This window comes from Methylobacterium phyllostachyos (genome assembly GCF_900103445.1).
GTDB lineage: Bacteria > Pseudomonadota > Alphaproteobacteria > Rhizobiales > Beijerinckiaceae > Methylobacterium > Methylobacterium phyllostachyos.
This window is the reverse complement of sequence record NZ_FNHS01000019.1, coordinates 26,328-47,826: the sequence shown is the minus strand read 5'-3', so window position 1 is coordinate 47,826 and position 21,499 is coordinate 26,328. Positions and strand designations below refer to the sequence as shown.

18 protein-coding genes are annotated in these 21,499 nt (G+C 69.0%); 14 read left to right on the top strand and 4 right to left on the bottom strand.

Going from position 1 to position 21,499, the window contains the following annotated elements:
* Positions 1–41: 41 nt before the first annotated feature.
* Complete coding sequence (locus tag BLQ49_RS24685; RefSeq protein ID WP_091721088.1) at positions 42–944, bottom strand: MBL fold metallo-hydrolase; 903 nt, start codon at positions 942–944, stop codon at positions 42–44.
* A gap of 200 nt (positions 945–1,144) precedes the next feature.
* On the opposite strand from BLQ49_RS24685, the gene BLQ49_RS24680 reads away from it, so the two are divergent.
* The 5 genes from BLQ49_RS24680 (at position 1,145) to BLQ49_RS24660 (ending at position 4,805) form a co-directional block, all read left to right on the top strand.
* Positions 1,145–1,810: an SCO family protein gene (locus tag BLQ49_RS24680; protein ID WP_091721085.1), complete on the top strand. Its 666-nt coding sequence runs from the start codon at positions 1,145–1,147 to the stop codon at positions 1,808–1,810.
* Between the two features lie 82 nt (positions 1,811–1,892).
* On the top strand, positions 1,893–3,479 hold the full coding sequence (locus BLQ49_RS24675) for an OpgD/OpgG family glucan biosynthesis protein (protein ID WP_091721082.1): 1,587 nt from the start codon (positions 1,893–1,895) through the stop codon (positions 3,477–3,479).
* 103 nt (positions 3,480–3,582) lie between these two features.
* Positions 3,583–3,813, top strand: a complete 231-nt coding sequence (locus tag BLQ49_RS24670; RefSeq protein ID WP_091721079.1) for a hypothetical protein — start codon at positions 3,583–3,585, stop codon at positions 3,811–3,813.
* A gap of 43 nt (positions 3,814–3,856) precedes the next feature.
* Positions 3,857–4,297 (top strand): hypothetical protein, encoded by a 441-nt coding sequence (locus BLQ49_RS24665; protein ID WP_244507752.1) that lies wholly within the window; start codon positions 3,857–3,859, stop codon positions 4,295–4,297.
* Between the two features lie 124 nt (positions 4,298–4,421).
* A complete protein-coding gene (locus tag BLQ49_RS24660) occupies positions 4,422–4,805 on the top strand; it encodes a DUF6894 family protein (RefSeq protein WP_091721076.1) in 384 nt (127 codons plus the stop codon).
* Here BLQ49_RS24660 and BLQ49_RS24655 read toward each other — a convergent pair.
* Positions 4,787–5,506, bottom strand: coding sequence for a Crp/Fnr family transcriptional regulator (locus BLQ49_RS24655; RefSeq protein WP_091721073.1), 720 nt, complete (start codon positions 5,504–5,506; stop codon positions 4,787–4,789). The genes BLQ49_RS24660 and BLQ49_RS24655 overlap by 19 nt on opposite strands.
* Positions 5,507–5,938: 432 nt before the next feature.
* On the opposite strand from BLQ49_RS24655, the gene rpoN reads away from it, so the two are divergent.
* The 6 genes from rpoN (at position 5,939) to BLQ49_RS24625 (ending at position 15,735) form a co-directional block, all read left to right on the top strand.
* On the top strand, positions 5,939–7,510 hold the full coding sequence (gene rpoN, locus BLQ49_RS24650; RefSeq protein WP_091721071.1) for an RNA polymerase factor sigma-54: 1,572 nt from the start codon (positions 5,939–5,941) through the stop codon (positions 7,508–7,510).
* Positions 7,511–7,583: 73 nt separating this feature from the next.
* Positions 7,584–8,960 carry a bifunctional UDP-N-acetylglucosamine diphosphorylase/glucosamine-1-phosphate N-acetyltransferase GlmU gene (glmU, locus tag BLQ49_RS24645; protein WP_091721068.1) on the top strand — a complete coding sequence of 459 codons (1,377 nt, stop codon included), beginning with the start codon at positions 7,584–7,586 and terminating at the stop codon, positions 8,958–8,960.
* Between the two features lie 563 nt (positions 8,961–9,523).
* Positions 9,524–11,212, top strand: a complete 1,689-nt coding sequence (locus BLQ49_RS24640; protein WP_091721195.1) for a methyl-accepting chemotaxis protein — start codon at positions 9,524–9,526, stop codon at positions 11,210–11,212.
* Between the two features lie 285 nt (positions 11,213–11,497).
* Positions 11,498–12,460, top strand: a complete 963-nt coding sequence (gene panS, locus BLQ49_RS24635; protein WP_244507751.1) for a ketopantoate/pantoate/pantothenate transporter PanS — start codon at positions 11,498–11,500, stop codon at positions 12,458–12,460.
* A gap of 129 nt (positions 12,461–12,589) precedes the next feature.
* Positions 12,590–14,416 (top strand): glutamine--fructose-6-phosphate transaminase (isomerizing), encoded by a 1,827-nt coding sequence (gene glmS / locus BLQ49_RS24630; RefSeq protein WP_091721066.1) that lies wholly within the window; start codon positions 12,590–12,592, stop codon positions 14,414–14,416.
* Positions 14,417–14,583: 167 nt separating this feature from the next.
* Positions 14,584–15,735: a M20 family metallopeptidase gene (locus tag BLQ49_RS24625; protein ID WP_091721063.1), complete on the top strand. Its 1,152-nt coding sequence runs from the start codon at positions 14,584–14,586 to the stop codon at positions 15,733–15,735.
* Between the two features lie 294 nt (positions 15,736–16,029).
* Here BLQ49_RS24625 and BLQ49_RS24620 read toward each other — a convergent pair whose 3' ends face one another.
* Positions 16,030–17,025: an aldo/keto reductase gene (locus BLQ49_RS24620; protein ID WP_091721060.1), complete on the bottom strand. Its 996-nt coding sequence runs from the start codon at positions 17,023–17,025 to the stop codon at positions 16,030–16,032.
* Positions 17,026–17,118: 93 nt separating this feature from the next.
* Here BLQ49_RS24620 and BLQ49_RS24615 point away from each other — a divergent pair, with 93 nt between their 5' ends.
* Positions 17,119–18,036 carry a LysR family transcriptional regulator gene (locus tag BLQ49_RS24615; RefSeq protein WP_091721058.1) on the top strand — a complete coding sequence of 306 codons (918 nt, stop codon included), beginning with the start codon at positions 17,119–17,121 and terminating at the stop codon, positions 18,034–18,036.
* On the opposite strand, the gene BLQ49_RS24610 is transcribed toward BLQ49_RS24615, so the two are convergent.
* A complete protein-coding gene (locus BLQ49_RS24610; protein WP_244507750.1) occupies positions 18,033–19,163 on the bottom strand; it encodes a serine hydrolase domain-containing protein in 1,131 nt (376 codons plus the stop codon). The genes BLQ49_RS24615 and BLQ49_RS24610 overlap by 4 nt on opposite strands.
* 470 nt (positions 19,164–19,633) lie before the next feature.
* Between BLQ49_RS24610 and BLQ49_RS24605 the strand changes: the two genes are divergently transcribed.
* Both BLQ49_RS24605 and BLQ49_RS24600 read left to right on the top strand, forming a co-directional pair.
* The gene (locus BLQ49_RS24605; RefSeq protein WP_143012316.1) at positions 19,634–20,032 is read left to right on the top strand and encodes a hypothetical protein; all 399 of its coding nucleotides are present in this window, start codon (positions 19,634–19,636) and stop codon (positions 20,030–20,032) included.
* Positions 20,029–21,495 (top strand): methyl-accepting chemotaxis protein, encoded by a 1,467-nt coding sequence (locus tag BLQ49_RS24600; protein WP_091721052.1) that lies wholly within the window; start codon positions 20,029–20,031, stop codon positions 21,493–21,495. Before BLQ49_RS24605 ends, BLQ49_RS24600 begins: the two co-directional genes overlap by 4 nt.
* Positions 21,496–21,499 lie beyond the last annotated feature (4 nt).

The following is a 21,499-nucleotide window of genomic DNA, read 5'->3' as shown; positions in this document are numbered from 1 at the left end:
CGGGGGTGTCGCCGGAGGCATCAAGACCGTGAGGCGCGATCTCAGCGCGGCGGGCGATAGGCCGAACCGTCCTCGGCACGCAGGGGCTCCTCGACGAAGCGGCCCTGCCGCGGGACCGCGACGTGGTCGAAATCCGCCGCCAAGGCCTGAAGCGCGCGGCGCATCTCGGCGCCCTGGAGCGGGCGGCCGTGGCCGGTGATCACCCGCTCGGGTTCGAGGGCGGCCAGTGTCCGGACGGAGGTACGGGCGGCGTCCCAATCGATCGTCAGGTACATGGGCGGTCCGTGCAGTTCCGGCTCCTGAACCGCCACCGCGTAGGCCGATTCCTGCGCCACCGTTACAAAGGCATCGCCCGCAATCAGCGTTCGGTCGGCCTGGCGCCAGAGCGACATATGCCCCGGCGCATGGCCTGGAGTATGGATCCAGCGCCACCCGGGCAGGGGCGGAACCGTGCCGTCCTCCGGCACGTCCAGAAGGCGCTCGGATACGTCCACCGGCTTCGTCGGATAGAGCGGCGAGATCCGGCCGAGCAGCCCGCCGCCGACGCTCGGATCAGGCGTCGGATAGGCCGCGCTGCCGTCGAGATAGGGTCGCTCCAGCGCGTGGGCGTAGACCGGGACATCCCACTCGGCGGCCAGATCCTCCAGCACGCCGACATGATCGAAATGGCCGTGGGTCAGGACGATGGCGGCGGGCCGCGCTCCGGCGCCGAAGCGCGCCTCGGCGGCCGACTTGATGGCGCCCTTGCCACCCATCACGCCCGCGTCGATCAGCACCCAGCCGCGGTCCCCCGCGCCCGGATCGCCGACGAACACCACGTTGACGAGGACGAGGCGGCGATAGGCGACATCGCCGACGACGGCGTGCGTTCCGTCGTCCCGCTCGGTATCGCGCTGCGGATCGTCGGCCCTGGCCTTCGGATCGACGGGAATCTGCTGGGCCATGGCGGCTCCTGCATCGACTGGGAAAGGGGAGAGCAGCGGGCTAAAGCCGGCAGGGCTGCGGCACCGACCCTCGACCGGCCAACCGGCCGCCCCTCCGCGTGTTCCGTGGCGAGGACTCTGGATGACGGCCCTGCGCCGCATCGCGTCGGTCGCCCGAAACCCCATATGACGGTCATCGACGCGCCGTCGCAGGTCACAGCATGGCACCGAGCCCGATCGCCCTCATTGCCTCCGCCGCCCTCATCGGCGCCGTCGCCGTCGGAACCGGGGCGATCGTCGTGCAGCAGGGCTCGGGCTTCAGCCATCCGCGCCGGGTCGGCGGCCCCTTCGTGATGGCGGATGTCGACGGGCGTCCGGTGAGTCAGGCCGATCTCATCGGCAAACCGACCGCCCTGTTCTTCGGGTTCACCCATTGCCCGGAGGTCTGCCCGACGACGCTCGCCAACCTCTCGGCAGCGCTCAGCCGAATGGGCAAGGACGCGGACCGGCTCAACGTCGTCTTCGTCACCCTGGATCCGGAGCGCGACACGCCCGAGTCGCTGCGCGATTACCTCGCCGCCTTCGATCCGCGGATCCGCGCCTTTGTCGGTACGCCGGATCAGGTCGCCCGCATGGCGGATACCTATCACGTCGCCTACCGGCGCGTGCCGATCAAGGATGGCGACTACACGATGGAGCACTCGGCCACCGTCGCGCTGTTCGACAAGACCGGTCGGATGGTCGGGGAGATCGGCTATGGCGAGGACGAGGCGCGGGTGTTGTCCAAGCTGATCACCCTGGCGCTGCCCGGGCAATGCGCGCCCGGCGGCGGCGCCGAGCTCTGGTCGACGAACGGGGCCACGGGCACCTGCGGGCCGCGGAGCTGAGCTGGGAAATTGCGCCGTCGTGCGGCGCTGGATAGACGGCGGCGCCGGCCTTCAGGTTCGGCCGAATCGCCGAGGCTCTCGCTTGATCACGCGTCGCGTCCTGACCGCCCTCTGGCTTTTCGCCCTCGCGCCCTTCTCGAAGGCCGCGCTCGCTGCCGCCGGGCCGCGCCTCGGGCCGCCCGAGCCGATGGATCTCGACCGGCTGAAGGACCTCGCCCGGAGCCTGCGCGACCGGCCCTACACCCCGCCGCCGGAGGCACCGGGCGCGAAGGCGCTCGACGCCCTGACGTACGGGCCGCTTCAGGAGATCCGCTATCCGCCCGCCCGGGCGCTCTACGCCGACAGCCAGTACCCGGTGACCTTCTTCCACCTCGGCAACTTCTTCCGGCACCCGGTGCAGATCTATGCGCTCGAAGGCGGACAGGCACGCCCGGTGCTCTACAGCCACGACCTGTTCACCTACCCGCCCGGCAACCCCGCCAAGGACGTGCCGGACGGCGCCGGCTTCGCGGGCTTCCGCTATCAGAAATTCCCAGCCGGCCAGCCCGGCGACGACGGCGACTGGCTGGCCTTCCTGGGCGCGTCCTACTTCCGCGCCGCGGGCGACGGCGAGCAATACGGCGCCTCGGCCCGGGGCATCGCCATCGACACGGCGCCGAGTCCCGGCAAGACGGAAGAATTCCCGGTCTTCACGCGCTTCTACGTCAGCCCGGCCGCGGAGGGCGCGGTCACGGTGCTCGCCCTGCTGGAGGGGCCGAGCCTGACCGGTGCCTACCGGTTCGTCGCCCGCAAGGCGCCCCACGTCGTCATCGACGTCACCTGCACGCTCTACATGCGCAAGAGCGTCGAGCGATTCGGCATGGCGCCGCTCACCTCGATGCTCTGGTACTCGGAGGGGATGAGCCGGTTCCTCGCCAGCGACTGGCGGCCGGAGGTGCACGATTCCGACGGCCTGCTGATGCAGACCGGGGCCGGCGAACTGATCTGGCGCCCGCTCAACAACCCGCCGACGCTCAGCGTCAGCGCCTTTTCGGACCAATCGCCGAAGGGTTTCGGCCTGCTCCAGCGCGACCGCGTCTTCGATCATTACATCGACGACGGGTTCGAGGAGAACCGGCCCGACATCTGGGTCGAGCCGCAGGGGGATTGGGGCGCAGGCAGCGTCCAGCTCATCGAGATCCCGACCCATCAGGAGACCGATGACAATATCGGCGCGCTATGGGTGCCGGCCGATCCGCCCAAGGCCGGGGATGAGCGCAGCTTCGCCTACCGCCTGCGCTGGACCGTGCAGGAGCCGGTCGCGACCGATCTCGCGCGCTGCGTCGCCACCCGGGCGACCAAGGCCTCCTGGCTCGCCGAAGCGGATCGCCGCCCGGGCCGGGCCAACCTCGTGCGGCAATTCGGGCTGGAATTCGAGGGTGCGGCCCTGGCGGGGCTCGACCCCGAGAAGGCCAGTGTCGCGCTGACGCTCTCGCGCGGCAGTGCCGAGGAGGTCGGTGCCACCTGGGCGCCCTACGGCAAGCCGAGCCCCTGGCGCGTGTTCTTCAAGGTCTACGCCGCCGGTTCGGATCCGGTCGAGATGCGGCTACAGCTGAGATCCGGCGACAGGCTGCTCTCGGAAACCTGGGCCTACCGCTACGATCCTGAGGCGCCGGGAACGGTCCTCTAGGCAACCGGAGGTCCCGGTGCATTGCCCGGGCCGGGCCACGCCCTGTACAAGCCCGGCATCGAGCCGCCGCCGCGGCCCGCCCGTTGCCGCATCCGAGGCCGTCATGAACGGCGAACGACCGCCCGGCCCGCATCTGCCCGAAACGCTGACGCGCCTGCTCCGGGCCCCCAAAAGCGCGATCTGGCCGACGCCCGAAGATCGGCACAGGCAGCGCCTGGGCCGTCAGAAGCCGCGTCAGCCGAGCCGCGCCATTCTGGGTGTCTGGCTCTGGGCGATCCTCTACAATCTCGTCGGCTTCGCGATCCTCGCAGCCCTTTGGCGGACGATGCCCTGACGCATCCTCCGCCAAAGGTGGCCTCCGGCTTTCGGAACGGACGATGCATATGCAGAAATTTGGCGCGTCGTGCCGGTTGCGGTTTCCGGCGCGATGGGCCGGCACGTGCGCCCCACGCGGCCGCTTCGCCGCCCGCGCGGCATGCGTCGCGCTCACGGCGCTGCTCTGGCCGCTTTTGCCCGGGACCGCGGCGGCACAGACGCCCGGCGACGCTCTCAACGCTGACGCGACGACGGGCGCCGTGAAGGTCTGCGCCCCAGTGGCGATGCCGCGCTGGCGGTCGATGAGCCCGGTGCCCAAGACCTGGACCTTCCTCGACTGCATGGCCTTCTCGGGGGAGATGGGTGCCACCCATTTCCAGCTCGGCTGCCTGTTTGCCGATGTCACGCCCTATGCGCAGAAATACGCCTGGGGGCCGATGGTACAGATCGAGAAGTCGGCCCTGGCGAAATCCCAGCCGCCGATGCCCAATTGCGGCTGGTGAACGGGCCGGCCCCGCGGCGGTCCCCGTTCCCAACCGGGGCTTCGGTGCAAAACCCTCCCTGGGAACCCGGTTGACGAAGACGGAGCCGCGCTCCTGTGCGTCACGGGCTGGCCGAAAGTACCATATGGCGCAACCGGATCGCCGTTTACGCTCCGGACGGTGCGTTGCCCCTGCCGGACCTGCGGCACGGGCGCTTGAAGATCGGCGTGACCGCCGGCTCATCGGCTCCGGGGCGCCGAAACGCTCGTCCCATCACCGCCCGCGGAGGTGCGACCTGCCCCGCTACTTCCTGAACGTCCGTCGACGCGGCACGCTGATCCGGGACGAGGAGGGCGATGACCTGCCAGATCGGAACGCTGCGGAGACACTCGCCCACGCGATCCTGCGCGACATGCGGCGCCTGCCGCACGTCTACGGTCCCCCGCGCCGGTGGCGGGCCGACGCGTTCGTGATCACCGACGAGGCCGGCACCGTCGTCGCGGAAGTGCCCTATGCCAGCATCCTCTGAGGCGCCCGCAGGGGCCCGATCAGGCGCTCGTATTCCGCCTCCGCCGGACCGTAGGCCTGGCCGGCGGCCTGCTCCAGGCGCTCGCGGCTGAGGACGCGGATGCGGCCGCGCCGCGCCCGGATCAACCCCTCGCCCTCCAGGGTGTGGATCGCGACCGTGACGGTCGGACGGCGCACCCCCAGCATGATCGACAGGAATTCGTGCGTGACCGGCAGGTCGTCGCCGTCCTGACGGTCGTGATACATGAGCAGCCACCGCGCCAACCGCTCCTCGGCGGTCGCCCCGGCATTGGCGATCGCGGTCTGGGCCACCTGGACGTGGAAGGTCTGGGCATAGCGCAGCAACAGATCCCGCAGGGACGGGCTCTGTGCGATCGCTGCCCGCAAGGCCGGCACCGGGATCCGCCGACCGCGGCCGGCGACCTGCATGAACACCTGATGCGGGATCGTGTCGGAGCCGAGAACCAGCGCCGGGATCGCCATGCCGTCACGGCCGAACAATCCGACCTCGATCCGCCCGGATTCGGACAAGCTCGAGACCACCGAACAGAGGCCGGTCTCCACAAAGACGGCGTGCCCGATGGCGTTGGCTGGTTCGGCCAACACCAAGCCGACCGGCAGGTCTATGGCCTCCCAATGCGGCTCGAGCAGTGTGCCGTCAGCCTCCGACAATGCAGCCAGAAGAATGTTGCGTTGATCCATCAAGGCGTACGCAGGACAAGACGTGCGCCCGCCATCTCACCTCAGCGAGCCGCGGCGCCCCATCGAGCCATGCTCGGATCGTCTCGCGAATGCGAGCAGATAGTGCACCTAACCCACAGAGCGTCTGCAATCAGACGGTGTTCGACGCGCAAGCGTGGGACTACCCTCACCGAGACCGGCGACGGGACCGTCAGCATAGTGTTGAAAGCTTCCTTAAAGACCACGGGGTAGATTGCCGGTGACGGTTCCGGATGTCTCTGCCGCGCCACGCGAATCGCTGGATGGATCCCCGACGCCGGCGCGACCCCACAGACTCGCTTTGACGGCCGGTCTCGATCCGTCTACAGAGGAGCAACGACCACAAGCAAGATTCATGCCGCCGGCCGATCGGCGGTTGCCTGTTATCGCGTAGGAAGGGCATCGGGGTCTCGCATGAGTTTGGTGCAACGGCTGGAAGTACGTCAGGGCCAAGCCCTGGTGATGACGCCGCAGCTCCTGCAAGCGATCAAGCTCCTTCAACTTTCGCAGCTCGATCTGGCCGCCTATGTCGAGGCCGAGCTGGAACGCAATCCCCTCCTCGAGCGCGCCGAGCCCGAGCCCCCGGCCGCGGGCGAGACCAGCGATGCGGGCTCTTACGAGGATGGCCCGGCCGACGGTTTCGACGGCGCCGAGTCCGAATCGTGGCTCTCCGCCGAGCTTAATCCGAGCCGCGGCGAGATCGAGAGCGATTTCGACACGCGCCTCGACAACGTCTTCCCCGACGAGGTGCCGACACAGGTCCGGGAGGTCGGCGGCGGCGACATGCTCTCGCTGACCCCGCCGCCCTATGGCAGCGCTGGCGGCAGCTTCGACGCCGAGGCCCCGGATTTCGAGGCCTCCCTCACGGCAGAGACCTCCCTGCGGGACCACCTCGCTGCCCAGCTCGATCTCGCCACGCGGAGCCCCATGGAGCGGCTGATCGGCGGCTTCCTGATCGATGCGGTCGACGAGGCCGGCTACCTGCGCGAAACGGTGGAGGCCGTGGCCGAGCGCCTGGGCGCCGAGCCGGAGACCGTCGCGGGGGTCTTGGCGCTGGTGCAGACCTTCGATCCACCCGGAATCGCCGCCCGCGATCTCGCCGAGTGCCTGGCGATCCAGCTGCGGGAGCGCGACCGGTTTGATCCAGCCATGCAGGCCCTGGTCTCGCGCCTCGACCTCGTGGCCAAGCGCGACTTCGGCGCGTTGCGCCGCCTCTGTGGCGTGGACGACGAGGATCTCGTGGACATGCTGGGCGAGATCCGCCGCCTCGATCCGAAGCCCGGCCGGGCCTTCGGTTCGAGTGCCGCCGAGGTTCTCATTCCCGATGTCTACGTGCGCGCGGCGCCGGACGGCTCCTGGCTGGTCGAGCTGAACAGCGAGGCCCTGCCGCGGGTTCTCGTGAACCAGAGCTACTATGCCCGGGTCGTACGCGGCGCCACCGCCGACGGCGACAAGGCCTTCCTGTCGGAGGCGCTCCAGAACGCCAATTGGCTCACGCGCTCCCTGGAGCAGCGCGCCCGCACGATCCTGAAGGTCGCCACCGAGATCGTGCGCCAGCAGGATGGGTTCTTCGTCTACGGCGTCACGCACCTGCGGCCGCTCAACCTGAAGACGGTCGCGGAAGCGATCGGCATGCACGAATCGACCGTCTCGCGGGTCACCTCCAACAAGGCGATCGGCACCAGCCGCGGCACACTGGAGATGAAGTACTTCTTCACCGCGGCGATCCCGGGGGCGGCCGGCACGGCGGCCCATTCCTCCGAGGCGGTGCGCCATCGGATCAAGCAGCTCGTCGATGGCGAGACTCCGGACGACGTGCTGTCCGACGACGCGCTGGTGCAGAAGCTGCGCGGGGAAGGCGTCGACATCGCCCGGCGGACGGTGGCGAAGTACCGGGAATCCCTCCGGATCCCGAGTTCGATCGAGCGCCGCCGGGAACACTTTGCCCACGGCTCGGCACACCACGCCGCCCTGGCGTTGCGCTGAGCGACCGGGCGGGCTTGCGCGCCGCGCCGGTCCGGCCCATCCGTGGCGCCGAATCCCGATGCCCGGACCCGCGATGACATCCTCCGAGACCCCCAAGCGCAGCCTCACCGCCATCGTGCTCGCGGCCGGGAAGGGCACGCGGATGCGCTCGGACCTGCCGAAGGTGCTCCACAAGATCGCCGGGCGCAGCCTGCTCGGCCACGTGCTTGCGGCCGTGCAGGCGGCCGGCGCCGGCCGGATCGCCGTGGTGGCCGAGCCGGGCCGGGACGACGTCGCCGCCGAGATCGCGAAGGCCGCCCCCGGCGCGCAGGTCTTCCCGCAGGCCGAGCGGCTGGGGACGGCCCACGCCGTGCTGGCCGCCCGGGACGTGCTCACGGACCCCGACGACGACGTGGTCATCGCCTTCGGCGACACGCCGCTCGTCACCGCCGAGACCTTCTTGCGATTGCGCGCGCCGCTGGCGGAGGGCGCGGCGGTCGCGGTGCTGGCCTTCGAGAGCGCGAAGCCGACCGGATATGGGCGCGTGCTCACCGAGGGCAGCCGCGTCCTGGCGATCCGCGAGGAGAAGGACGCGAGCGAGTCCGAGCGGGCCGTCACCCTGTGCAATGCCGGGCTGATGGCTTTGTCCGGGCGGCACGCCCTCGCGCTGCTAACCCGCATCGGCAACGACAACGCCGCCGGGGAGTACTACCTGCCGGATGCCGTGGCGCTCGCGGTGGCGGATGGCCTCACGGTCACGACCGTGCCGGTGGACGAGGCGGAGGCGCAGGGCGTCAACGACCGGGTGCAGCTCAGCGTCGCCGAGGCGGCGATCCAGGGCCGGCTCCGGCGCAACGCCATGCTGGGCGGCGCCACCCTGGTCGCGCCCGAGACGGTGTTCCTGAGCTACGACACGGTGCTCGGGCGCGACGTGATCGTGGAGCCCAACGTGGTGTTCGGCCCCGGCGTGCGGGTCGGCGACGGCTGCACCGTGCGGGCCTTCGCGCATCTCACCGAGACGGAACTGAAGGCGGGCGTGCGGATCGGCCCGTTCGTGCGCCTGCGCGGGCACGCGGTGCTGGAGACGGGCGCCGAACTCGGTAATTTCGTCGAGCTGAAGAACGCCCGCATGGGTGCCGGCGCCAAGGCCGCGCACCTGACCTATCTGGGCGACGCGGAGATCGGCGCCCACGCCAATATCGGCGCCGGCACGATCACCTGCAATTACGACGGGGTGCTCAAGCACCGCACCACGATCGGCGCCCACGCGTTCATCGGCTCGAACTCGGCGCTGGTGGCGCCGGTGACCGTGGGGGAGGGGGCCTACGTGGCCTCAGGCTCGGTCATCACCGACGACGTGCCAGCCGACGCCATGGCGGTCGCCCGCGGGCGGCAGGCGGTGAAGCTGGGATGGGCCAAGCTGAAGCGGGCGGCGTTGCTCGCCGAGAAGGCTTTGCGCGGGCGGCGTTGAACCCCCCCCGATCCGGGGCCTGCGCCCGCTCGGTTTGATCGTGTGATGGTGGATCGCGACCCATGCCCACCGCTTGGACCGCCTGCAGCTTTTCTCCGGAGCGGCCGTTCGTCCAACCGCCGGAGATTTGGCCTCGCAGCGGCGATGGGGCTCCGGCCTTACGTTGAGAAGCGTGAATGCCAGCGGCGATCGTCGACTCCTTGAACACGGCGTTCGTAGGCGAGGGGCTATGCAGTATTTTTGGCCCTGCGCTTCGGAGTCGCGGTGAACCCTCATGGACACTCAGATTAATCGGCCTCGCGGCTCTTAAATTAACGCGCGCGCGGTGCGGCCAATCCCCGGTTTGCTTATAATTTATCTCACGGAAAATGCTCGACCAGCAATAATATATTTGATATATGGTCTTAAATTCTAGAATATGCTTACAGATTTATCCGAAAACACACTAATCAGTCGTTTCATATTTGATGGAGCTTCTCAATTATTTTTTAAATGTTGCGCATAATGTGGCTCAGGAGCGGTCAAAATCTAGAATCAATCCTTGCCGCCGCGTGGGGCTGTGCGTGTCGTTTCAAAATCTATCCATCCGCAGTAAACTAAAGGCCGCCTTTTCAGTTATACTGCTTTTTCTCTGCGGCGTCAGCATCGTAGGGCTTTGGAGCACCTCAGCAATCAATCGCCAACTCATTGAGGTCGAGACGAATTGGTTGCCGAGCGTGGAGGCAGATGCTCAGCTCGATGCCCTCACCGGCCGGTATACGACGAGCGTTCTCCGTCATATCCTGACTCAGGATCCGGAAATGCTGACCAGCGTCGGCAGTGATCTTGTCCAACGCGGGCAAGCCGTCACGTCAACTGCAAAGACAGTCGAAGGCTTTATCAGCTCATCCGAGGAACGGGCGCTGTTCGACACGTTCTCCAGGGAGTGGCACGCGTTCACAACCGTTGTCGACCGGATCGTTCCTCTGTCCCGCCAGGGTGAGAAGGCACAGGCCCTCAGCCTCTACCAGACCGAGGGTGTCGACCCGCGCCGGAAGGCCTCGGTTGCGCTCGAGAGAATGATCAAGCTCAATCAGGATGGAGCCAAGCAGGCCGAGCTTGCGAGCCAGGATACCTACGCCCGCGCGCGCTTGGCGCTGATCGGGGCAAGCCTTCTCGCCGTTGTGCTGGCGATCGCGCTGGCTGCCTGGATCATCTTGGGCATCTCTCGGGGCATCGATTCGGTCGTGCACCCGATGCAGGCTCTCGCGGCGGGTGACCTTACCGTCATCATCCCACACCAAGGCGCAGGAACCGAGATTGGTACGATCGCGGACGCCGTTCAGGTTTTCAAGGACGGGTTGATCCGCATGAAGGCGCTGGAGGAAGAGACTGCCCGAGCACGCATAGCGGCCGAGGATCAGCGCAAGGCCGGCATGCGTCAGATGGCCGATAGCTTCGAGGCCGCGGTCGGCGACATCATCGATCGGGTCTCCTCATCGGCGACGGAACTTCAAGCCACCGCACAGCAGATGACGTCCACCGCCGCCGAGACCGCCTCCCAATCCACCACGGTGGCCGCAGCCGCGGAAGAAGCCGCCACCAACGTCAACACGGTCGCGGCCGCAGCGGAGGAGCTCGGCTCGTCCGTCGGAGAGATCGGCCGGCAGGTCACCGGCTCGGCCCAGCTCGCCCAGGCGGCGGTCGGCGAGGCCGACCAGACCGCGACCCTCGTCCAGGCCCTCAGCCAGAGCGCCGCTCGGATCGGTGACCTGGTCGGCATGATCTCGGGGATTGCCGGCCAGACCAACCTGCTGGCGCTGAACGCCACCATCGAGGCGGCCCGGGCCGGCGAGGCGGGGCGCGGCTTCGCAGTGGTCGCTTCGGAGGTGAAGGCGCTCGCCGAGCAGACCGCCAAGGCCACCGAGGAGATCAGCCGGCAGATCGGCGAAGTCCAGGGCGTGACCGGACAGGCGGTGACGGCGATCGGCGGCATCACCGGCCGGATCCGGGAGATCGATAGTGTGGCGACCTCGATCGCGGCGGCGGTGGAGCAGCAGAGTGCGGCGACGCAGGAGATCGTGCGCAACGTGGCCCAGGCCTCAGCCGGCACCAATGAGGTAACCGGCAACATCGCCGGCGTGGCGCAGGCCTCGGAGGAGACCGAGGCCGCGGCCTCTCAGGTGCTGTCGGCGGCCTCCGAGCTGTCTCGGCAATCGGAGCATCTCGGCGCCGAGGTAACCCGCTTCCTCGCGACCGTGCGCGCGGCCTGAGCCCGAAATCGACGGTACCGCAACGTCCGCTTCTGCGACCCGTCGATGCAGAAGCGGACGGGCGGCTTTCAGCCCCGAGCACCCGTTCAGCACCGGACCTGAATTTGCCGTAGAAACGGTCGCCGGCACGTCCCGAAGGTCACCCTTCGGTTGGTCGACGGGAGACCGCCGGCGCTCCGGTAGGAAGAGACCGAAATCCAACAGCGATGCCCGCGGGGCGCCCACGCTTGACGCGCATCAGCGCAGCTGGGACATCGCCGCCGCCTTCCCGGAATTCGGCCCACGATGCTGCTCAACCGCTTGTTTCCCGTCTGCGCCGTCCTGGCCGCAGCCACCGCCTATTTTGCGCCGAGCCTGTTCCTCCCGGTGCTCCCGCACGTCGCCGTCCTGTTGGCCGTGATCATGTTCGTCCTCGGCGTGACGCTGACGCCCGCGGATTTTGGCCGGATCCTGGCCCGTCCCGCGCCAGTCGCAGCCGGCGTGGTGGTCCACTACCTCGTGATGCCGGCCGCCGCCTGGGCCATCGCCCACGCCCTCGGCATGGGCACGGAACTCACGACCGGCATGGTGCTGGTCGGCAGCGTCGCCAGCGGCACGAGCTCCACCCTGATGGTCTACATCGCCGGCGGCGATGTCGCCCTGTCGGTGACGATCGCCACGGCCTCGACGCTGGTGGGCCTCGTGGCGACGCCGCTCCTGGTGCGCTTCTACGTCGATGCCAGCGTGCCGGTGGACGTGGCGGGGCTGCTCGCCAGCCTCGTGGAGATCGTGGCCGCGCCGGTGGCGCTGGGGCTGGCACTCAATCGGCTCGCGCCGCGCCTCGTCGGGCGCCTCGAGCGCGCGCTGCCCGCCGTGTCGATGCTTGCCATCCTGCTGATCATCGGCGCCGTCGTGGCCGGCAGCCGGGGGAGCATCGCGGCGGTCGGGCCGCTCGTGCTGCTGGCGGTGGTGCTGCACAACGGCGCCGGTCTGACCTGCGGCTACTGGAGCGGGCGCCTGCTCGGCTTCGACGAGAGCACCTGCCGCACCCTGGCGCTCGAAGTCGGCATGCAGAATTCCGGTCTCGCGGCGGCTTTGGGCAAGCTCTACTTCTCGCCGCTCGCCGCCCTGCCGGGGGCGGTCTTTTCCGTGTGGCACAACCTGTCCGGCTCGATCCTGGCCGGCTACTGGTCGGGCCGGGCTCCGAGGATCGCCACGCGCGGGACCGCATCCTCATCGGAGGACCGCGACGGCACGCACCCGCATTGATTCGGCAGGGCTGGCCCTGCGCGGCCCTGATCCGGTACAAGTCACGCTTGGCCTGGCGGTCAGCGAACGGCCCGGACCTTGCGCGGCTCGCCCGCGCGGTGACTCCGGCATCAGAGCGAGAGAGATCCCATGTGCGGCATCGTCGGCATCGTCGGGCGCGACGCGGTGGCGGGGCAGGTGATCGAGGCCCTGCGGCGGCTCGAATACCGCGGCTACGATTCCGCCGGCATCGCCACCCTGGAGCACGGACGGCTGGAGCGGCGAAGGGCATCCGGCAAGCTCGTGAACTTGGAGGCGCGGCTCGCCGAAGCGCCGCTGACCGGCATGATCGGCATCGGCCATACCCGGTGGGCCACCCACGGCCGGCCGAACGAGACCAACGCCCATCCGCACGCCACCAAGCGGCTCGCCGTCGTCCATAACGGCATCATCGAGAACTTTCGCGAGCTGAAGCAGGAGCTTGAGGCCGACGGAATCGTCTTCGAGACGGAGACCGATACCGAGGTCGTCGCCCAGCTCGTCAGCCGCAACATGGACCGGCAGATGGGCCCAGTCGAGGCAGTGGCCGCCGCCCTGCCGCGGCTGCGCGGCGCCTTCGCGCTGGGCTTCATCTTCGCGGGCGAGGAGAACCTGCTGATCGGCGCCCGCCACGGTGCGCCACTCGCGGTCGGCTTCGGCGAGGGCGAGACCTATCTGGGCTCGGACGCGCTGGCGCTCGCCCCGTTCACCGACGCGCTCACCTATCTCGACGAAGGCGACTGGGCGATCCTCTCCCGCAACGGTGCCGAGATCCGCGACGCGTCGGGCGCCGTGGTCGAACGTCCCCGCCAGAAGATCGCCACGCAGGCCTATCGGATCGACAAGGGCGAGTACCGCCACTTCATGGCGAAGGAGATCCACGAGCAGCCGGAGGTCGTGGGCCGCACGCTTGCCCATTACGTCGACATGGCGAACGGCCGGGTGATGCTGCCGGAGGCTTTGCCCTTCGACTTCGCCAAGCTCAGCCGCGTCTACATCACGGCCTGCGGCACGGCCTATTACGCGGGCCTCGTCGCCCGGTACTGGTTCGAGCAGGTGGCCCGCCTACCCGTGGAGATCGACGTCGCCTCCGAGGCCCGCTACCGCGAGGCGCCGCTCGAGAAGAACGGCCTGACGCTGGTCATCTCGCAATCGGGCGAGACCGCCGACACGCTGGCCTCGCTGCGCTACGCGAAATCGCAGGGCCAGCACACGCTGAGCGTGGTCAACGTGCCGACCTCGACCATCGCGCGGGAATCCTCCGTGGTGATGCCGACTCTGGCGGGGCCGGAGATCGGCGTGGCCTCCACCAAGGCCTTTTCCTGCCAGCTCACCGTGCTGCTCTGCCTCGCCATCGCGGCCGGCCGGGCGCGCGGCACCCTCGATGCCGCTGGCGAGCGGCGCCTCGTCGATGCGCTGATCAAGGCGCCGGGCCTGATGGCGGAGGCGCTGACCCAGGAGAGCGCGATCGAGGGTCTCGCCCGGGAGGTCGCGAAGGCGCGGGACGTGCTCTATCTCGGCCGCGGCACCAGCTACCCGATGGCGCTGGAAGGCGCGCTGAAGCTCAAGGAAATCAGCTACATTCACGCCGAGGGCTACGCGGCGGGCGAGCTGAAGCACGGGCCGATCGCCCTGATCGACGAGAGCGTGCCGGTGATCGTGATCGCGCCGCACGACGCGGTGTTCGAGAAGACGGTGTCGAACATGCAGGAAGTGGCCGCGCGCGGCGGGCGCATCGTCCTGATCGGCGACGCCAAGGGCGCGGCCGAGCACGGGCTGGAGACACTCGCGACCTTCACCATGCCGGCGCTCGACGCCACCGTGGCGCCGATCGTCTACGCGGTGCCGATCCAGCTGCTCGCCTACCACACGGCGGTGTTCATGGGGAAAGACGTGGATCAGCCGCGCAACCTCGCCAAATCGGTGACGGTGGAATAGGCGCGCTTCGATATCCGCGTCGTGTTCGAGGGCGGCGCAGTCTTTGCAGGGGGTTCGGGGCAATCCAGGCGGCACCACGGTCACGGATGCCGCGCGATTCTGGGTTGCTTCGCTCCGCTCGCAAAGACGGTTTGCGCCTTCCCGTTGATCCCGGTTCGAGACCCCGCATGACCACTCACGACACCGACGCCCTCCGCTGGCTCGACGGGCAGGAGGGGGCGATGCTCGCGCTCCTCGAAGAACTGGTGAACATCGATTCCGGGTCCTACGACAAGCCGGGCGTCGATGCGGTCGGCACCCGCATCGCGGCCTTCCTGGCCGGCGAGGGCATCCCGGTCACGACGATCCCGGTCGAGGGCTACGGCGACGCGCTGAAGGCCGAGGTCGCGGGCTCCGGCGGCGGCAACCGGCCGGTGGTCCTGATGGGCCACCGTGACACGGTCTTCCCGAAAGGCGAGGTGGCGCGCCGGCCGTTCCACATCGCCGATGGCCGCGCCTACGGGCCGGGCGTCGCCGACATGAAGGCCGGCCTCGTGATGAACGCCTTCGTGCTGGCGGCCTATCACCGAGCCGGCGGGGCGCCGGTGCCGCTCGTCGGCCTGTTCACCGGCGACGAAGAGATCGGCTCGCCGGCCTGCCGGCCGATCATCGAGGAGACCGCCCGCGGTGCCCGCGCGGTGCTGAACTCCGAGCCGGGGCGGCCGACCGGCAACGTCGTCACCGGCCGCAAGGGCGGCGTGTTCATGCGGCTGGAGGTGCTGGGCAAGGCGGCCCATTCCGGCGGCAACTACGCCGACGGGCGCAGTGCCATCCTCGAACTGGCCCACAAGACCGTGGCGTTTCACGCGATTACTGATCTCGCGCGTGGCATCACGGTCAATGTCGGGTTGGTCTCGGGCGGCCAGTCGGTGAACACTGTGGCGCCCCTTGCGACCTGCGAGATCGACCTCCGCTACGTCACTCCGTCCGACCGCGCGGAGGCCATGGACCGGATCACCGCCATCGTGTCCGCCTCCACGGTGTCGGACACCACCGCGCATCTGAGCATCAAGGGCGAGTTCCTGCCGCTGGTGCAGGACGAAGGCGCCCGGGCGCTGTTCGAGACCTACGCCCAGGTGAGCGCCGGGCTGGGCCGGCCGGTCGAGGGCGAGTTCGCGGGCGGCTGCGCCGATTCCGGCTTCACCGCCAGCGTCGGCTGCCCGACCCTCTGTGCTGTGGGCCCGGTCGGCGGCAAGGCGCATTCACCCGAGGAGTATCTTGAGGTGGGAAGCCTCGTGCCGCGGGCGCGCGCGATGGCGCAGACCATCGCGGCGCTGTGAGAGCCTGTCCGCCGGGAGCCCACGGCGGTCGGCGTCGAGAACCGAACCTTCAGTGGGTTCGAAAGGTCTCGACCCAACCCTCCCAAGCTCTGTGAGGAATCATCGAGAGATTGCCTAAGCGCTCTCCTCCCCTGGCGATCCCGGGCCTGCCCGGAATCGCTCAAGCTTGTGGGGAGGAGTTGGAGGTGGGGGTGGTGCAGGATCGAACGCTGCGGTGCCTTCTGCACCACCCCCACCCCCAGACCCTCCCAACAAGGGGGAGGGGAAAAGGCGGCGCGCTACAGGCTCCGGGGCTCAGAGATCGACCATGGCCAGCCCGGCCTCGCCGTAGCGACCGCCGTTGACGGCGTCCGCGGGCATCGCGTCCGCGATGGTCTGGAGATCGGCCGCCGACAGCACGAGATCGGCCGCCGCCGCGTTCTCCTCCAGGTGGCGGATCTTCCGAGCACCGGGGATCGGCACGATGAAGTCGCCCCGGCTCAGCACCCAGGCCAGGGCGAGCTGCGCCGGCGTCACGCCCTTGTCGCGCGCCAGGGTGGCGAGCGTGTCGAGCAGCCGCTGGTTGGCCGCGAGGTTCTCGGCCTCGAAGCGCGGCATGGTCAGACGATAATCGTCGGGCGCGAGGCTGGCCCGATCGCGGATCGCGCCGGTGAGCAGGCCGCGGCCGAGCGGGCTGTAGGGCACGAAGCCGATGCCGAGTTCGATGCAGGTCGGCAGCACCGCAGCCTCCGGCTCACGGCTCCACAGGGAGTACTCGGTCTGCACGGCGGCGATCGGGTGGACCGCATGGGCTCGCCGGATCGTGGCCGCCCCCGCCTCCGAAAGCCCCAGCGCCCGCACCTTCCCGGCGCGGACCAGATCGGCCATCGCGCCGACCGTGTCCTCGATCGGCACCGCCGGATCGACCCGGTGCTGGTAGAACAGGTCGATCACCTCAACCCCGAGGCGTTGGAGCGAGGCGTCGCAGACCGCGCGGACATGCTCGGGCCGGCTGTCGACGCCGACGATCCGCTCGCGGCCCTCGCCGGTCTCGGCGATCTTGAAGCCGAACTTGGTGGCGATCACCACCCGGTCGCGGAACGGCGCGAGCGCCTTGCCGACGAGCTTCTCGTTCTCGAACGGGCCATACATCTCGGCCGTGTCGAAGAAGGTGATGCCGAGATCGACCGCCCGGCGAAGGGTTTCGATCGCCTCGGCCTCGGGCTGTCCGCCATAGGCGAAGCTCATGCCCATGCAGCCCAGGCCCAGGGCGGAGACGGTGAGTTCGGAACCGAGTCGACGCTGTTGCATGAATACCTCCGATGCAGCAGGCCGCACTGTGCATATCGGGCGCCCGCCGATAAGCGGTGAACAGCGCAGCAGGCTGTTCTATCCGGCTCAACAATGCGACGCGCCGACCTGCCTGCCCTGTCGATCTTCGCCACCGTCGCGGCGCGCCGGAGCTTCCGCGGCGCGGCACGCGATCTCGGCCTGTCGGTCTCGGCGGTGAGCCATGCGATTAATGGGCTGGAGGATCATCTGGGCGTGCGCCTGCTGGCCCGGACCACGCGCAGCGTCGCCCCGACCGAGGCCGGGCAGCGCCTGCTCGAAGGGCTCGAACCTGCGCTCGCGGCGATCACCGAGGCGGTGGAAGCGGCCGCCGCCTCGCAGCAGCAGCTCTGCGGGACCCTGCGCCTGTCCGTGCCGCGCTCCGCGGCCGAGATGGTGCCGATCCCGCGTGTCCTCGCGTTCACGCGGGCGCATCCCGGGGTCAAGATCGAGATCCGGGTTCAGGGTGGCCTGAGTGACATCGTGGCCGAGGGCTTCGATGCGGGAATCCGCTTCGCCGAGACCCTGGAGCAGGACATGATCGCGGTGCCGCTCGGGCCGCCGCAGCGCGGGGCCGTCGTGGCGGCACCGGCCTATCTCGCGCAGCATCCGCCTCCGGCGACGCCGCAGGATCTGCACGCCCATACCTGCATCCGCCGGCGCTTCGCGGGCGGCGCGCTCTACCAATGGGAATTCGAGCGGGACGGGGCCGCCTGCGCGGTGTCGGTCTCCGGCAACCTCATCCTCGACGATGACGGGCTCATCGCCGAGGCGGCGCGGCGCGGGGCCGGCCTTGCTTATGTGTTCGAGGCGCAGGTGGCGGCCGATCTCGCGTCCGGCCGGCTGGTCCGCGTCCTCGAGGATTGGTGCCCCAGCTTTCCCGGCTTCTTCCTCTACTATCCCTGCCGCCGGCTGATGCGGCCGGTGCTCCGGGCCTTCGTGGACTTCCTCCACGCGGGCGCCGGCGTGCGGGACGGCGCGGCCATGGGTTAATCCCGCACGGCCGCCGCCAAGCGCAGCAGGAAGCCGTCCACGGCGCTCTTGTCGATCCAGCGCAGCACCGCGACGAGATCGCGGTCCGGATCGCACCAGATCACGTTGTTGCCGGCACCCAGCGCGCTGAAGGCGTTCGCCGAAAGCTGCGGCTTGGCGGCCGCGCCCCGGTTGAGCCACCAGAGATAGCCGTAGCTCTCAAGCGTCGGCGAGGGCGTCAGCATGGCGTGGATCCAGCGCTCTGACAGAAGCTGCCGTCCGTCCCAGGCGCCGCCACGGGCGATGAGCAGCCCGAACCGGGCATGGTCGTCGGCGCCGATGAACAGGCCGCCGCCCCAATGACCGCCCCCGGGGACGGACTGGATCCGGGCACCATCGATCTCGACCCAGGCATTGTCGTAGCCATGCCACGCCCAGTCCCGGGAGGCGCCGATCGGGTCCATGATCCGTTCGCGCAGCACCTCCGGCAGGGCACGGCCGAACAGCCGCATCAGGCAATAGGACAGCAGGTTCACCCGCACGTCGTTGTACTCGTAGTGGGTGCCGGGCGGCTTCAGCGTCCGCTTCTCGCCCTTGCGGCTGTTGTCCGCGCCCGGGCCGATCTGCCGGAAATGGTCGACCTGATCGGATTTTCCGAACAGCACCCCCTGCCACTCGCTCGATTGCTGCAGCAGGTGGCGCCACGTGATCGCGCCGTTATGCGGGCCGTCGAGGAGCGGGTCGGGCACGCTGTCGCGCACCGGTGCGTCCACATCGGGGATCAGCCCGTCATCGTGGGCGAGGCCCGCCAGCACCGCGAGGTAGCTCTTGGCGATGGAGAAGGTCATGTCCGGACGGGCCGTATCGCCCCAGGCGGCGACCCGGTGGCCGCCCTTCAGAATCACCCCCGCCGGACCGCCCCGCTCCCGCACCGGGCCCGCGATGGCGCTCCACGGACCGGTCTCGTTCCACTCGACGATCCCCACGTAGCGGCCGTCCGGGTAATACAGGCTGCGCGGCCACGCGCTCTCGTGCGCCTCGGCATACGCGACCGCTTCCGCGAGGCGGGCGGGATCGAATCCGACAGCCCCGGGCTCAGCGATCGACCACGTCCCCGTCGGCCAAGCCGACACCATTCCCTGACTCACGCGCGATCTCCGACACTCTGGACCCAGCAGTCCAACATGACACCTGACGCAAAAGTCACGCTCCGCTCCGCGGCGTGCGCTGACCCGGTATGGCGCGGCGATCTGCGCGCAGATTTCGAAGCGATGCTCGACGCGTACCGCGCCCCTGGAACGCGAAATTGTTCAGATGATCGGGACCTGCTCCGGTAGCCGGCATCGCCACACCGAGTCCATCCGGATGGAAATAGCGTGCCGACCATATTGCATGATCCACCGTAGAGGTGCGATTATTGATTCACCCCCCTAGAAGACACAACCATAAACAATCTTTGGCGTGTAACAAGTACTTTAAAATAAATATCGATCGCCATAGCAATATCATCCCGCACAAGGGTAGTTTAAAAAATTTCTTACACATGTCGGGCAAAAGTCATTATCAACCTTTAGGATGGTACGTGACCTTCGCCATCGATAGGATGCAGCGATCCAGCATGACGGCAGTGATTTCTTCTGAGGCGGGGGCAGGCTCGGCACGCCTGGCGCACCGGACGGCTTTCGGCGTGCTCGGGGGGGCCGTCACGCTCGTTGTGCCGCTGCTGCTCCTGGCGGTTCCGCAGTCGGACACCGTGGTGATCGTCGGCGCCGCGGGTTCTGACGCCGGCGACCTCGTCCGCCTGGTCGCCGAGGCGGGCGGGTCGATCCTGAACGTCGACGGCGTGCGGGACATCGCGGTTGCCCGCGCGGAGGGCGGCGGCTTTGTCGGGCGCCTCTACGCGACCGGGGCCCGGCTCGTCCTCGATGGGCGCGGCTCCAACGGCTGCGCCGGTGTCCGGCGGGACGCTCCCGCCTCGTCTCGACCTGAGTACAATTTCGAAAGCATCGCCCGATGAATCCCCTCGACCTCATCCGCCAGAAATTCGGCCGTTGCCTCATCGCGATCCTGTGGGCGCATGTGTTGATCGTCGCGGGGGCCGAAGCCGTATTGACCGGTGGATGGCCGGCATTGGGTCCGATCGTGGCCGTCGCTATCCTGGCCGGGATCGCGACTCTCCTGTGGCGGGGGAACCCGATCTGCGCAGCCACGCGCATCGTCAGCGGACTCGCGTTGATCGGCATGGCGGCGACCCTCCTGATCGTCTTCACCGGTCACCGCTGGCAGATCGACCTGCACATGTACTTCTTCGCCTGTCTGGCCGTGCTGGTCGGCTGGTGCGACTGGCGCGTGATCCTGACGGCGACCGTGGCCACCGCGGTTCACCATCTCTCCCTCGATCTCGCCCTGCCGGCGCTGATCTTCCCGGACGCCGCCAGCGATTTGGGCCGCGTGGTCCTGCACGCGGTGATCGTGGTCATGGAAGCCGCCGTCCTGATCTGGGTCTGCCAGACCGCGGCCCATTCATTCAGGGCGCTCGGCGCGTCTGAGCGCGAGGCCCAGGCGCAGCTGACCCGGGCCAGCCTTCTGGAGCGAGAGGCGACCGAGGCGCGCTCCGCCCTGGAAGCGACGCGCCAGAGCGCGACCGAACAGCTTGCCACGACCTTCGAATCGACCGTCGGCGGGATCCTGGCTCACGTATCCACGGCGGCGGCGAGCCTGCGCACGGCCGCCGCCGACATGTCGGTCACGGCCTCCAACTCGGCACGTCAATCCGTGGAGGTCGTCTCCGCGGCCGGAGACGCCGCCCGCGCGGCCGACACCGCCGCCGCGGCCACGGCGGAGCTCGGCGCCTCGCTGAGCGAGATCGCCCGGCAGGTGAGCGGCACCGCCGACCTCGCCAGTCGGACCGCCGCTGAGGCCGCCGACGCCATCCCGCTCGTTCAGGAACTGAGCGCGGCTGCGGAGCGGATCGGCGACGTGGTGGCGATGATCTCGACCGTGGCCGCTCAGACCAACCTGCTCGCGCTCAACGCCACGATCGAGGCGGCCCGGGCCGGTGAAGCCGGCCGGGGCTTTGCCGTCGTCGCCGCGGAGGTGAAGGAGCTGGCCAGCCAGACCGCCAAGGCCACCGACGACATCACCCTGCAGGTCGGGCAGATCCAGACCACGACGCATCGGGCGGTCGGTGCGGTCAACGGGATCACGGGACGCATCCGCGACCTGAACGACCTCGCCACGCAGATCAGCGCTTCCGTGCACGATCAGGGCGTCGCCGCCGAGCGGATCGTCCACACCGTCGCCGAGGCGGCCGCCGGCACAGGTTCGGTGAGCACCACCGTCGCGGCGATGGCCGGGACCGTCGAGGCGACGGGGACGACCGCCAGCAGCGTCCTGGATTCCGCCTCCGAACTGTCGGTCGATTTCGACAGGCTCGGACAGGAAGTCGGCCGCTTCCTCGCCCGGGTCCGGGCGGCCTGATCGG

What these genes read in the sequence shown, in the direction of transcription:
- rpoN (WP_091721071.1), top strand. Translation starts at nt 5,939, where the DNA reads ATGAGTTTGGTGCAACGGCTGGAAGTACGTCAGGGCCAAGCCCTGGTG.
- BLQ49_RS24605 (WP_143012316.1), top strand. Translation starts at nt 19,634, where the DNA reads ATGACGGCAGTGATTTCTTCTGAGGCGGGGGCAGGCTCGGCACGCCTG.
- BLQ49_RS24685 (WP_091721088.1), bottom strand. Translation starts at nt 944, where the DNA reads ATGGCCCAGCAGATTCCCGTCGATCCGAAGGCCAGGGCCGACGATCCG.
- panS (WP_244507751.1), top strand. Translation starts at nt 11,498, where the DNA reads ATGCTGCTCAACCGCTTGTTTCCCGTCTGCGCCGTCCTGGCCGCAGCC.
- BLQ49_RS24620 (WP_091721060.1), bottom strand. Translation starts at nt 17,025, where the DNA reads ATGCAACAGCGTCGACTCGGTTCCGAACTCACCGTCTCCGCCCTGGGC.
- BLQ49_RS24660 (WP_091721076.1), top strand. Translation starts at nt 4,422, where the DNA reads ATGGCGCAACCGGATCGCCGTTTACGCTCCGGACGGTGCGTTGCCCCT.
- glmS (WP_091721066.1), top strand. Translation starts at nt 12,590, where the DNA reads ATGTGCGGCATCGTCGGCATCGTCGGGCGCGACGCGGTGGCGGGGCAG.
- BLQ49_RS24655 (WP_091721073.1), bottom strand. Translation starts at nt 5,506, where the DNA reads ATGGATCAACGCAACATTCTTCTGGCTGCATTGTCGGAGGCTGACGGC.
- BLQ49_RS24670 (WP_091721079.1), top strand. Translation starts at nt 3,583, where the DNA reads ATGAACGGCGAACGACCGCCCGGCCCGCATCTGCCCGAAACGCTGACG.
- BLQ49_RS24615 (WP_091721058.1), top strand. Translation starts at nt 17,119, where the DNA reads ATGCGACGCGCCGACCTGCCTGCCCTGTCGATCTTCGCCACCGTCGCG.
- BLQ49_RS24600 (WP_091721052.1), top strand. Translation starts at nt 20,029, where the DNA reads ATGAATCCCCTCGACCTCATCCGCCAGAAATTCGGCCGTTGCCTCATC.
- BLQ49_RS24680 (WP_091721085.1), top strand. Translation starts at nt 1,145, where the DNA reads ATGGCACCGAGCCCGATCGCCCTCATTGCCTCCGCCGCCCTCATCGGC.
- glmU (WP_091721068.1), top strand. Translation starts at nt 7,584, where the DNA reads ATGACATCCTCCGAGACCCCCAAGCGCAGCCTCACCGCCATCGTGCTC.
- BLQ49_RS24625 (WP_091721063.1), top strand. Translation starts at nt 14,584, where the DNA reads ATGACCACTCACGACACCGACGCCCTCCGCTGGCTCGACGGGCAGGAG.
- BLQ49_RS24665 (WP_244507752.1), top strand. Translation starts at nt 3,857, where the DNA reads ATGCATATGCAGAAATTTGGCGCGTCGTGCCGGTTGCGGTTTCCGGCG.